Origin of the sequence: Peptoniphilus asaccharolyticus DSM 20463 (assembly GCF_900176115.1) — a bacterium.
Lineage (GTDB): Bacteria > Bacillota > Clostridia > Tissierellales > Peptoniphilaceae > Peptoniphilus > Peptoniphilus asaccharolyticus.
On sequence record NZ_FWWR01000009.1, the window covers coordinates 1,326,473 to 1,339,002 of the forward strand.

The window sequence follows — 12,530 nt, forward strand, 5'->3', positions numbered from 1 at the left end:
TTTTTAGCGTTTAAATTTAATTTTTAGACTTTATTCACTTCGCAATATGCCAAGTCTTTCTGAAACCCAATCATAGCTTGAGTCTACAAAATTCTGTGTCGACTTATTTAGCAATTCTCTATACTTACCACCTTCTAAGATATCTGAATACAGAATAACTTCGGATTGGATTTTACCTTTATCGTCGTGATATCTATTGACATAAGTTGGGTGGAGTACAAAGCTTTCGAGTTTAGTTACGTTATTTTGTTTTACTAAATTCAATTCCACGAACACACCGGACTCAACTCCCTGGTGTCCAATCCATTGTTGTCTTTGGTTTGAGATGGAGTTTCCCATGGAGAAGATTGTAAATTTACCATCTTTAAATTCAGCCCTTTGTAAAACGTGTGGGTGAGAGCCGAGCACTGTATCGACTCCGTTGTCGAGCAAGAATTTTTCAAAGTGCTTTTGTGTTTCGGATGGCTCTTTGGCATATTCAACGCCCCAGTGAGGATAGGCCACTATATAATCTGCGCCAAGGCTCTTTAAATTTTGAATATCTCCCAAAATTAAATCTTCTTGCAGTGGCGAGAGTTCATATCTTTTGTCAGAGGGCACAAGACCTTCTAAGCCATTAAACATTTCAGAATAGGAAAGCAACCCTACTGCTATTCCGTTAGATGTAATTATGAGTGGTTTATCACCTTCTCGGCGTGTTCCAAAGTGCTTTAGACCAACTCTATCCATCTCGTCGAGAGTGGTTTTAACTCCATCATAGCCGGTGTCTACACAATGGTTATTTGAAGTGGCAAGTGCGTCAAAGCCAACGGATTTTAGATAACTTAGAGCCTCCGGCGGAGTATTAAACATTGGGTGTCCTGAAACAGGTCTGTTTGGGTTGACTGTGCTTTCAAAATTACCTAATACTAAGTCAGCACCTTTTAGATATTCTTCAACCTTTTGGTAGTACGTATTAAACGAATATGTATTAGTTGATGAATCATAGTTATTTTTATAGAGTGGCATGTGGTACATTATGTCGCCGGTGGCAAATATTTTTGTTCGGTAAATGGGACTTTCATTTTTAGCTGAAGTGGTTTTAGTAGTCTGTGTATTGAGGTTCAAATTTTCCGGCTTGTAGTTATACAGAAAGAGAACTCCAAGACTTAAAAACACTATTGCAAAAATAGTTATAATAATTTTTTTCATAATATCACCAAGTCAATTATAGCATATAGTTTAACTCAATAATTTAAATAAAAAAGACAAATCCATTTGGACTTGTCTTTTATCTAATTTGTTCTTAGTCAGATTTTATCTTTTAAGTTCAATTTTTTCTTTGAATAGGTCGCTTGCCTCTATCATCTCTTTTGAACCTATGGCTGCAACGTAATTTTTATCCATTGCTTGTTTGATTGCACTGCTAAGAGCTTTTATATCGGATAGTTTAGTGTTTAGAGCTTGCTCTTTGAACTCAGCCACCATTTCTTCTGTTAGATTAGTCATAAATCTACTGAAGTTTGCGCTTCCTTTTTCAGCTGCACCAAGTAGTGGGTCGAATGCATTCATAGTTCCTATGATATAGTTTTTAAGGTCTTCTTCTGATAAGTTAAGTGAGTCTATATATTCAGACATCTTGTCGTAAACTTCCACAGTTTTTTCTAAGTTAGGGTCTCTATATGAATAGGTAACTATATCATCTGACATAGAGAATCTAACTCCAGCTCCGTAAGCTCCACCTTTTGCACGAATTTGGTTGTGTAGGAAATCTGCTGAAAGTATATTTCCAAGCACTGGCATTATTCCGGAGTAGTTTACGCCAAACTCTTTTAGATTGTATCCTTTAGAAACATAATTTACATTTGCGGAAGTTGTAAAGCCTTGGTTCTTTGCACAAGGAGTGAACTCAAATTCCACGGGGCTATATTCTTCTTTAGGTAGCACGTTTAAGAATTCAGCAACTTTTGATTTTTTAGCGCTGTCATCGGAAGTTAGATTTACCACAACGTCTGAAGCGTTAATAAGTTTAATGGATAGTTCTTTAAGTTTGGCACTTAAGTTATCCCATTCAGAATCGAAGTTGTCTACTAAATCAGCAAGGTAGAAGTAGTAGTTGAATCCGCCTGAAATTTGGTTGTAGGCAGAGAGTTTTGAAAAATAACTCTTAACTACTTCGGCTGCTATTGAATGGCCGCTTTGAAGAATTGCCGCTTCTATATATGATTTTTGAAGTAGGACTAATTCTTTAATTCTCTTCTTATCATCAAATTTTGAATTTAGCAGAATTTCTTTTGCAAGGTCAATTGATTTTTCGAAGTTTAAATCAAGTGTCTTTATTGAAGCTTCAAATCTGGATTTGAATTCATTTTCTTTAGTATAGTCTTTATAAGTTGCAAGACCTGTTCCAAAACCACCCATGATTTTATAGATTTCAGTATCTAGATTAGAATAGTGGTACTTATCTGTTGAAACTTTTCCAAATAGCTCGCTAAGAAGGTTCATAGTTGGCAAATCTTCTATGCTTATGTGTTCAGCAGGGAAGGAAATTGTCAAATATGAGATTCCGTTTGTAGGTTGAGGATTGAACAGAAGAGTTCCATATTCTTCTTCAAATTTTTCGCTTTCAAGATGCTCAATGCCTTCTTTTATATCTGAAATTTCAAGAGATGGTATTGTGTTTTTATCTTCTTCCGTATCTTCTCTTAGTTGGTATTCAACTAAATTTTTGTGATTAGATATAATTTCATCCACTTCTTCATCGGACATAGAAGACTTGATAGTTTCAAGTTTATCTTTTAACTCATTTGTTTCTATCTCATTTTTGTCTGCATCTGCCACAACTTGAACACCGACAGAGTATTTATTTTCCAATAAATGTTTTTTGATATATTCTTCAAAGAAATCTGTATCTATTTTATTTCTCAAGTTCTCTATTACAGAAAGAGCTTTTAATCCATCAATAGGGTTTTCTCCATAAAGCCAAGTGTTTAGAGATCTTATATAGTAGATAATTGCCTTTTGAATTCCGCCACCTTCACGATATGCAAATTCAAATTTGTTAAATGTGGCAAGTAGCAAGTCTTTGTCTATACCATTTGAAACTATATTTTCAAGTGAGTTGTATAGGAAGTCTCTAAATTCTTCTGCACTTTTTCCGCCTGTGTTCTTAGCCACGATTGATAGGTCAAGAGTGAGTGAGGTTGAATTTTCAGCCCAAACATCTTCAGCGAAACCAGAGCTCAACACATCTTGTTTTATAGGTGCTGAATCTGAATTTACCAACAATTCAGATAAGAAGTTTCTCATAAATAAATCTTGAGGGTTCAAACTCTTTCCAACGCACCAGCCGAATCCAACATAGTCATTTTTCTTTTCAACTTCCGCTTGAGTGGCTGCATAAGTTTCTTTTACAAAAACTGTTTTTTCGAGTGGTTGGTTTAATTTTATTTCTGAGTCTACATTTGAGAACTCAAAAGAATTCAAATAGTTATCCTCTATAAACTTCAAAACTTCTTCATAGTCCATATTTCCGTAGAGATATATATATGAATTTGATGGGTGGTAGAATTTCTTGTGGAAATTTAAAAAGTTTTCATAAGTTAAGTTTGGAATTTCTTTTGGAGCTCCACCTGAGTCAACACCATAAGTTGAATTTGGATGTAGGTTGAAAGTTAGCGTGTCGGACACAATGGATTGAGGATCTGAGTAGACACCTTTCATTTCATTGTAAACAACTCCGTTGATTGAAAGCGGAGAGTCTTTTTCCATTTCATAGTGCCAACCCTCTTGTTCAAAAATTTCTTTAACTTCATACATTCTTGGATAGAAAACCGCATCTAAGTACACATCCATCAAGTTGTAGAAGTCTTTTTCATTTCTTGAGCTGACAGGGTATATGGTCTTATCTGGATAAGTCATGGCATTTAAGAAAGTTTGCTGACTTGACTTGATAAGATCCATAAAAGGTTCTTTTGTTCTATATTTTCTTGAACCGGATAGCACAGAGTGTTCTGCAATGTGAGCTACACCAGTTGAGTCTTCGGGGATTGTTTTAAAACCAATTCCAAAAGCTTTATTTTCATCATCATTAGATAGTACAAGCACTTGGGCTTTAGTTTTTTCGTGTATAAAATATAGTGCCTTAGAAGACACTTCATCGATCATTTCTTCTTTTAAAAGTTTGTACATATATTCCTCCTAATTTCTATATTATACCCATTAAAAGAGTGTGTTGGCAAAGAGTTTAGAGAATTGAAATATTATTAAAAATAAGATATCTTTAGATATAATAAATTTAAAAATCAAAGTTAAATTAAAAGCAAGTATAGTCTCAAAAATATTTTGTCTGTTGTCTATAGTGGTATAATATGAAAATTAATCTATATGAATAAACAGTAAAAAATAAATTGAGAATTAATTAAATTATTGTAAAGCCGAAAGCCTAGAAGTCAATAAAATGGCAATTTGTATACATAAATTTTCACAACAAGGCAAACTTTGATAAATTTTTAATTTATTGACAAGTTAGTAAACTAGATGATAAAATCGGTTTATAAAGTAGAATAACCAAATAGATAAATCGTTTAAATTAAGCGATATATTGGACATGCAAACGAATAGGTATCGTTTGCAAAATGTAGTTTTGCTTTAGATATTCAAAAGTTAGTTAGAGTAGTATACTGTCCGCTAATCGATTATTTCGACAACCGGGGTATCCTCTGAGAAAGACGAAAGTCAAAATTTTAGGAGGTCAGTATAAAAATGAAAGAATATCCACTAAATGTACCAACACCACGCTCTTTTTCTTACGTAAAGCGTAATATCCCAAATGTTACTATTGAACAACGTGAAAGAGCTTTGAAAGAAACTCACTACAATGAATTTGCATTCCCAGCAGGTATGCTAACTGTAGATATGTTATCTGACTCTGGTACAACAGCCATGACAGATCAACAATGGTCATCATTGTTCTTAGGCGATGAATCTTACGGAAGAAACAAAGGTTACTATGTACTTTTAGATGCAATGCGTGACTGTTTTGAACGTGGCGACGATCAAAAGAAAATTATAGACTTGGTTAGAACAGACTGCCAAGACATAGAAAAAATGATGGACGAAATGTACTTATGTGAATATGAAGGTGGACTTTTCAACGGTGGGGCAGCTCAACTTGAACGTCCAAATGCATTCCTTATGCCACAAGGCCGTGCAGCAGAATCTATCTTATTTGAAATAGTTCGTAAGATATTAGCTCAACGTGAACCAGGAAAAGTATTCACAATTCCTTCAAATGGACACTTCGATACAACTGAAGGAAACATCAAACAAATGGGTTCAGTTCCTCGTAACCTATACAACAAAGAATTATTATATGAAGTTCCAGAAAACGGACGTTATGAAAAGAATCCTTTCAAAGGTGATATGGACATTGAAAAACTTCAACAACTTATAGATGCAGTTGGTATTGAAAACATTCCAATGATTTACACTACAATTACAAACAATACTATCTGTGGACAAGCTGTTTCTATGAAGAGTATCAGAGAAACTTCTGAACTTGCTCATAAATATGAAATTCCATTTATGCTTGATGCTGCAAGATGGGCAGAAAACTGCTACTTCATCAAGATGAATGAAGATGGCTATGAAGACAAATCAATTGCTGAAATAGCTAAAGAAATGTTCTCTTATTGTGATGGTTTCACAGCTTCACTTAAGAAGGACGGACACTCTAACATGGGTGGTATCTTAGCTTTCCGTGATAAAGGATACTTCTGGAAGAAATTCTCAGATTTCAACGAAGACGGAACAGTTAAGACAGACGTAGGTATATTGCTAAAAGTTAAACAAATTTCTTCTTATGGTAATGACTCTTACGGTGGAATGTCAGGACGTGACATCATGGCTCTTGCAGCAGGTTTATATGAATGTCTAAACGTTAACTATCTTGAAGAACGTATCGACCAATGTAACTATCTTGCAGAAGGTTTCTTCAACGCTGGAGTAAAAGGTGTTGTAATTCCTGCAGGTGGACATGGTGTATACATCAACATGGACGAATTCTTCGATGGCAAGAGAGGACATGATACATTTGCCGGAGAAGGTTTCAGTTTGGAACTTATCCGTCGTTACGGAATCAGAGTTGCTGAACTTGGAGACTATTCTATGGAATATGACCTAAAGACTCCTGAACAACAAGCTGAAGTTGCAAACGTAGTAAGATTTGCAATCAATAGAAGTGTTTACTCAAAAGAACACTTAGATTATGTAATAGCTGCTGTGAAGGCTCTTTATGAAGACCGTGAATCTATTCCAAACATGAGAATAACTAAAGGTCACACTCTTCCAATGCGTCATTTCCACGCATTCTTGGAACCATATCCAAACGAAGAGAAATAGAATAAATTTTAATTAAGACGAATTGTCAAATAAAACCAACCTCAAATCTCATCTTTTCTGTAATGCAGAGGATGAGATTTTAATAGATAATTTATCATAACAAGTGCAACATAAATAAACTCATAGCTAATCAGCTGTGTTAATATGTAAGTGACCAAACAAAACATATTAAAAGGAGTGATTAACTATGAGCTATAACCATCTTACCATAGAAGAAAGATCTTGTATTTACCAATTTTTAAATTTAGGAATGAGTATAAGGAAAATTGCACACGCACTTAAAAGGTCACCTAGTACAATATCTAGAGAAATTAAAAGAAATTCATCTAAGATAAAAGTTAGTAGGGGAAGTTACACTAAGTACTTTCCGATAAAGGCAAATGATAAATATATTGATAGAAGAAAAGACTGCCATAGAAAAAGTAAATTTTCTAAAGATGTTATTGATTATTTAACTGTAAAGATTAACGAACATTGGTCCCCTGAACAAATATCAAATAGAAACACAAATGAGATTCATGAATTACCATCTACATCAACGATATATAGAATGATACACGACCAAAAAGCTGACCAAAAACTAGTATGAAAAATTTGAGAAGAAAAGCTAAATTTAAAAGGCCAGCAGAAAAAAGAGGAAAATTCAATGATAAAGGTAGAACAATTAAGAAAAGACCTAAAGAGATATACAGAAGGCAAGAATTAGGCCACTGGGAAGCAGATACAGTGGAATCAGGCAGATTAGATCATAAAAGGAAAAGTAGATGTTGTTTCGTAACTTTAGCAGAAAGAAAATCTAGATATTATATAGCAATCCTAGTTGAAAATAGAAAGTCGGAAAGCGTAACACCAGCAATAATAAATGCATTAAAAGATTATCCAAAAGAATTAGTAAAAACAATAACCTTTGATAGAGGTAAAGAATTTTCAGAATTTGAGAAAATAGAAAAAGAATTAGGATGCAAAACTTATTTTTGTGATCCCTATTGTGCATGGCAAAAAGGTACAAATGAAAATAGTAACGGACTTTTGAGGGAGTTTTATCCTAAGGGTATGGATTTATCAGAAGTGAATATTGATGAATTAAATTATAACTTAAGTTTAATGAATAATAGACCTAGAAAATGTATAAAATATAAAACACCTAAAGAAGAACTTTTTGGTCTCTTACCATAGGTGTTGCATTTGATTTGACAATTCGTCTGCATAAAAATATCTGTTAGGGATTTACTCCCCAACAGATATTATAGAGCCAGATAAAAATAAAAGGTCACTACGCAAATGTAGTGGCCTTTTTATATAAATGTAAATTTAATTTATAATATATAGTTTACTCAATGGACATAGCTAAAAAAATATATTAAAAAGTACTTTAAAATAGTTGGGGAATATGTTAAACTTTTAACATATTAGAAAACGTTTTATATATGAGGAGGAATATTATGGCAATGTTTAGCGTACCTAATAAAATTGTACACGGAGAAAATGCATTAGAAGTATTAGCTACTTTGAAAGGTAAGAAAGCTACTTTAGTAACTGGCGGAAGTTCAATGAAACGATTTGGATTTTTAGATGAAGTTACTAAGATATTAGAAGATGCTGGCTTTGAAACTCAACTTATAGATGGAGTTAATCCTGATCCTACAGTAGAAGAATGTTTAGCTGGCGGAAAGAAAATGGAAGAATTCGGACCTGATTGGATAGTTGCCATTGGCGGTGGTTCAGCAATGGATGCTGCAAAAGCTATGTGGGTATTCTATGAACACCCTAACTATGATTTCGAAAAATTAGTTTCTTTTGACAACCCACCACTAAAACAAAAAGCAAGAATGGTATGTATTCCATCAACTTCTGGAACAGCTTCTGAAATTACAGCTTTTTCAGTAATAACTGACCCAGTAAAACAAATTAAATATCCATTAGTACATCCTGACTTTGTACCAGACATGGCAATTATAGATCCAAGACTTCCACAAAAAATGCCACCACTTATCACAGCTCAAACAGGTATGGACGTTATGACACATGCTATAGAAGCTATAGCATCAACTGCAGCTGATGATTACACAACTCCTTTGGCAATAAGAGCGGTTGAGTTAGTTTTAGGATATCTTGAAAGAGCAGTTAAAAATGGTGATGACATGGAAGCAAGAACTAAGATGCATGACGCATCAACTCTTGCAGGTATGGCATTCTCAAATTGCTCTTTGGGAATAGTACACAGTATGGCACATAAAATTGGCGGAATCTTCCACTTAACACATGGAGAAGCCAATGCAATTATGTTACCTTATATAATCGATTACAACAGAAAAGAAAGCGACAGATATTCTATGCTTGAAGATGTTTTGAGAATAGATGATATAGCTGAAGAAGTTAGAAAACTTAACGAAGCAGTAGGACTTACTTTAAATATTAAAGACGGAAAGAATACTGTTATTGAAGAAGCTAAATTCCTTGAAGTATTAGATGAGATGTCAGCTAATGCATTTGCAGATGCTTGTACTTTGACAAATCCAAGAAAGACAAGCCCAGAAGATATAAAGAAAATTTATACAGCTGCATACTACGGAGAAAAAATAGATTTCTAAAATAAAAAAAGAAGATAGTGCTTTAATCGGCACTATCTTTTTTGATTGAAGATATTATATTTTCATTTAAGAGAGAAGATTTTTAAAAACTTTTGAACTCAAAAGTATCTTTAATATTATTAACACGACTATACTTCCAGTTATAGTTGCCGGAATCCACATTGGCATAAAGAACCAAAATGGTTCATGCTCCAAGTTTATACTTGGATAGATGAATAAGTATTTCATTGGATAGTAAGATATTAGAGCGCCTATAACACCAGTGCCAAAAACTTCTCCAAGAGCAGCTCCTAAAAGAGACTTTGTTTTTTTATAAACTACTGCAGAGAGAACAGCTCCAAACACAGCTCCGGTGTAAGCAGTGAAAGGTCTGCCAAGGATAAAAACTCTTATAGTTGCACTTATAAATGCCTGTGCTAAATTGTAGGTTGGTCCTAAAAATACAGCACCAATAACATTTGTAGTGTGTTGAAAAGGAACAAAGTTGGTTATAAAAGCAACACTTGAAATTGCTATGTTGATTGAAGCAAACAACGCGGCTAATATCATTTTCTTTACTGATTTAGATTTCATTAAAAGACCTCGTATTTTCTCTATATTTTTGTAATAAAAATTCGGTTTCTGATTTTTTATCCTCTGCCATTAGAATCCCAGTTACAATTGCATAGCCATCCACATTAATTTCATTTAAAAATTCAATAGTACTTCTATTTATTCCGCCAATTGCTACTACGGGTATATTTACAGACTCAGAAATTGATTTTAAAATTTGAGTATTCATATCGTGAGTAACCTTTTTAGTGTTGGTAGAGAACACTGCTCCAACTCCTATGTAGTCGGCGCCCATTAATTCTGCTTCTTTAGCCATAGCTATTGTCTGAGTGCTAACTCCTATGATTTTATCTTCTCCAAGTAGCTTTCTTGCTATATCAGCTGGCATATCTGTTTGACCGAGATGTACTCCATCTGCATCGATAGCAAGGGCTATATCAACTCTGTCGTTGATTAACAGTTTGGCATTGTATTTGTGACAAAGAGCTTTTAAATCAATAGCCAAATTTAAAAAATCTCTTGTTGAGGTATCTTTCTCACGAAGTTGAACAAGTCTTACACCACCGAGTAGAGATTCTTCAACGGCATCTAATAAGCTGTGTCCATTAATTAAATTTCTATCTGTGACAAGATAGATTGAGTAGTCAACATTTTTCAATTTTAGCACCGTCCTTTAAGTCGATATAGTTGATTGTTGAAAGATGATTGATTAAGTTTATGTGAAAATCGCCTAAACCTCTCATACCTTTCTTTGCAAGTTCTCCGGCAATTGACATAAGAGTTGTGATTGTGAGAGCGGAGTCCAAATAATTTTCAGTAACTGCCGCGCCTGAAGCAAGTAGACCCGTCAACATACAACCGCATCCTGTCACTAATTGCATTTCTTCAACACCATTTTCAATTGAGTAACAGACTTTGCCATCTGTAACATAGTCTACTTTTCCGGTTGCTACTATAACAGAATTTGTAATTTGACTAGCTTTTAATGCAATCTCTGACATGGAAACAGATTCGTCAATAGAGGCATCAACGCCTTTTGAGTTAAGCGATTTATTTACTATGTAAGATATTTCTGAATAGTTGCCATGGATTATAGCCAAGTTATTTTTAATAAATTCATCTGTGAATTCATTTCTTATTTTTGAACTTCCCGCTCCAACGGCATCAAACACTATAGGTTTTTTGTATTTATCAGCCATTTTTGCAGCAAATCTTATTTCATTTAAAGAATCTTCTGATATTCCGCCTATATTGACATAGAGAGCACCTGAGTTTTTAATAATATCTTCAAGTTCTAAAACTGATTGTGCCATTATAGGTGATGCGCCAATGGCAAGTATGGCATTTGCCACGTCATTTATAGTTACATTATTAGTCAGACATTCAATTAGAGGTCTATTTTCTCTTATGGTTTTAAGTTCTGTTTTAAATATATTTTCCATAAATTCTCCTAAAATAAAAAATACTCCCAGTGGGAGTAAGCACAAAAATAGATAGATGCTTCCTTCCACGGTGTTAACCGACAGGTTCTAAGGGTCAGGTTTTAACCTTCTCAACTCAAAGAGTCCCCCTGCATGTCACCATACTACCATAGATTTTTATAAATTGAAATATGAAAATAGTAATGAGTGAAACAAAAATAATTAGAAGGGAAATTTTGTTCAACAGGAATAATGAAATTCAATTGTTTTACGATATTTATAATAAAGTAGTTGGATTTACAGACTTTTTACAAATAAGTGGTAAGATGGACTTAAACTTATATCAAAAAGAGGGTTGTATATGAAAGGTAATAAAAAAGTTGTTTCAAGTGCAATGGCATTTATCTTCTTAATGGGAATAGTCAGTTTGTTTTCGGACATGACACACGAAGGTGCAAGAAGTATATTGGGAGAATTTTTAAATTTAACAGGTGCGTCTGCAACCACTATAGGTTTTGTATCTGGGATAGGAGAGCTATTAGGTTATTCTCTTAGGATAGTTTCGGGCTTTATTGCTGATAAGACGAAAAAGTATTGGACGATAATCATAGTTGGGTATTCGTTGCAAGTTTTAGCTATACCAGCTCTTGCATTTGTTCCCGAGCAAGGATGGATAATAGCTTGTGTATTAATAGCGCTTGAACGAATAGGAAAGGCAATTAAAAAACCGGCTAAGAATACTTTGGTAAGTTTTGCAGCAAGTGAAATTGGAGTTGGAAAGGGATTTGCATATCAAGAATTTTTAGATCAATTGGGCGCTTTTATAGGGCCTGTGATTTTATTTTTAATAAATATTATAAAGGGAACAGATGATTTGATGTCAACTTATAGATTGTGTTTTATAGTTTTGGGAACTCCGGCTGTTATAACTATAAGTTTGGTTCTCTTGGCAAAATTAAAATACCATAATCCAGAAATATTTGAAAAGGAAGTTGAGGAGCATAAGGAGTTTAGTTTTCAAAAGTCATTTGTATTATATATGGTTGCAATTTGCCTATTTGCATTTGGATTTGCAGACTTCACAATTATAACGTTTCATGTTGCAAGGGTAAACGTGTTTGATATTTCAAATTTGAGTTTGTTATATGCGCTGGCAATGGCAGTGGATGCAATAGTGGCTCTGTTTTTTGGGTGGCTATTTGACAAGGTTGGTCTCAAGGCTCTTATAGCGTCTACTTTTTTGAGTGCGTTTTTCTCTGCATTTATATTTTTGACAGCAAGTAAGCCTATGATAATCACAGGTGTTGTTCTGTGGGGGATTGGAATGGGTGCTCAAGAAAGCATTATGAAAGCAGAGGTCAGCAAGATAATTCCAAAATCTTCAAGGAGTATGGGTTTTGGGATTTTTGAAACGGGATTTGGAGTGGCTTGGTTTTTGGAAAGTTGGATACTGGGGTACCTCTACGATGTAAATATAACTTACTTGGTAGTGGTTTCGATAGCAGTTCAAATATTGGCGATAGTTTTCTATGGGCTTTGTATATTTGTTAGGAAAGAAGATTTTTAAGGTAAGATGAATTATAAA

Annotated in this window: 8 protein-coding genes, 1 pseudogene and 1 riboswitch; of the genes and pseudogenes, 4 read left to right on the forward strand and 5 right to left on the reverse strand. The window is 34.1% G+C overall.

Features of this window, described 5'->3' with window-relative positions:
- Positions 1 to 30 precede the first annotated feature (30 nt).
- Positions 31 to 1,191 carry a CapA family protein gene (locus B8869_RS07510; RefSeq protein WP_084231005.1) on the reverse strand — a complete coding sequence of 387 codons (1,161 nt, stop codon included), beginning with the start codon at positions 1,189 to 1,191 and terminating at the stop codon, positions 31 to 33.
- Positions 1,192 to 1,296: 105 nt separating this feature from the next.
- Positions 1,297 to 4,170 (reverse strand): insulinase family protein, encoded by a 2,874-nt coding sequence (locus tag B8869_RS07515; protein WP_084231006.1) that lies wholly within the window; start codon positions 4,168 to 4,170, stop codon positions 1,297 to 1,299.
- 573 nt (positions 4,171 to 4,743) lie between these two features.
- Between B8869_RS07515 and B8869_RS07520 the strand changes: the two genes are divergently transcribed.
- The 3 genes and pseudogenes from B8869_RS07520 to B8869_RS07530 all read left to right on the forward strand — a co-directional run bounded on the left by B8869_RS07520 (position 4,744) and on the right by B8869_RS07530 (position 8,972).
- Positions 4,744 to 6,381 carry a tryptophanase gene (locus tag B8869_RS07520; RefSeq protein ID WP_084231007.1) on the forward strand — a complete coding sequence of 546 codons (1,638 nt, stop codon included), beginning with the start codon at positions 4,744 to 4,746 and terminating at the stop codon, positions 6,379 to 6,381.
- A gap of 187 nt (positions 6,382 to 6,568) precedes the next feature.
- A pseudogene (locus tag B8869_RS07525) lies at positions 6,569 to 7,557 on the forward strand (IS30 family transposase).
- Between the two features lie 266 nt (positions 7,558 to 7,823).
- The gene (locus B8869_RS07530) at positions 7,824 to 8,972 is read left to right on the forward strand and encodes an iron-containing alcohol dehydrogenase (RefSeq protein WP_084231008.1); all 1,149 of its coding nucleotides are present in this window, start codon (positions 7,824 to 7,826) and stop codon (positions 8,970 to 8,972) included.
- Between the two features lie 66 nt (positions 8,973 to 9,038).
- On the opposite strand, the gene thiW is transcribed toward B8869_RS07530, so the two are convergent.
- From thiW to thiM, 3 genes are read right to left on the reverse strand one after another with little or no spacing between them, the layout of a single operon-like run.
- Positions 9,039 to 9,545 carry an energy coupling factor transporter S component ThiW gene (gene thiW / locus B8869_RS07535; protein ID WP_084231009.1) on the reverse strand — a complete coding sequence of 169 codons (507 nt, stop codon included), beginning with the start codon at positions 9,543 to 9,545 and terminating at the stop codon, positions 9,039 to 9,041.
- Complete coding sequence (gene thiE, locus B8869_RS07540; protein ID WP_084231010.1) at positions 9,535 to 10,182, reverse strand: thiamine phosphate synthase; 648 nt, start codon at positions 10,180 to 10,182, stop codon at positions 9,535 to 9,537. The genes thiW and thiE overlap by 11 nt, the downstream gene beginning before the upstream one ends.
- Positions 10,169 to 10,966, reverse strand: coding sequence for a hydroxyethylthiazole kinase (gene thiM / locus B8869_RS07545; RefSeq protein WP_084231011.1), 798 nt, complete (start codon positions 10,964 to 10,966; stop codon positions 10,169 to 10,171). Before thiM ends, thiE begins: the two co-directional genes overlap by 14 nt.
- Positions 10,967 to 11,008: 42 nt before the next feature.
- Positions 11,009 to 11,106: riboswitch (TPP riboswitch) on the reverse strand.
- A 200-nt stretch (positions 11,107 to 11,306) separates the two neighbouring features.
- On the opposite strand from thiM, the gene B8869_RS07550 reads away from it, so the two are divergent.
- On the forward strand, positions 11,307 to 12,512 hold the full coding sequence (locus B8869_RS07550) for an MFS transporter (RefSeq protein ID WP_084231012.1): 1,206 nt from the start codon (positions 11,307 to 11,309) through the stop codon (positions 12,510 to 12,512).
- The last annotated feature ends 18 nt before the right edge of the window (positions 12,513 to 12,530 follow it).

Bases quoted from the DNA above. Each gene is read 5' to 3' on its own strand.
- thiM (WP_084231011.1), bottom strand. From the start codon at position 10,966: ATGGAAAATATATTTAAAACAGAACTTAAAACCATAAGAGAAAATAGA.
- B8869_RS07515 (WP_084231006.1), bottom strand. From the start codon at position 4,170: ATGTACAAACTTTTAAAAGAAGAAATGATCGATGAAGTGTCTTCTAAG.
- thiW (WP_084231009.1), bottom strand. From the start codon at position 9,545: ATGAAATCTAAATCAGTAAAGAAAATGATATTAGCCGCGTTGTTTGCT.
- B8869_RS07550 (WP_084231012.1), top strand. From the start codon at position 11,307: ATGAAAGGTAATAAAAAAGTTGTTTCAAGTGCAATGGCATTTATCTTC.
- B8869_RS07510 (WP_084231005.1), bottom strand. From the start codon at position 1,191: ATGAAAAAAATTATTATAACTATTTTTGCAATAGTGTTTTTAAGTCTT.
- B8869_RS07520 (WP_084231007.1), top strand. From the start codon at position 4,744: ATGAAAGAATATCCACTAAATGTACCAACACCACGCTCTTTTTCTTAC.
- B8869_RS07530 (WP_084231008.1), top strand. From the start codon at position 7,824: ATGGCAATGTTTAGCGTACCTAATAAAATTGTACACGGAGAAAATGCA.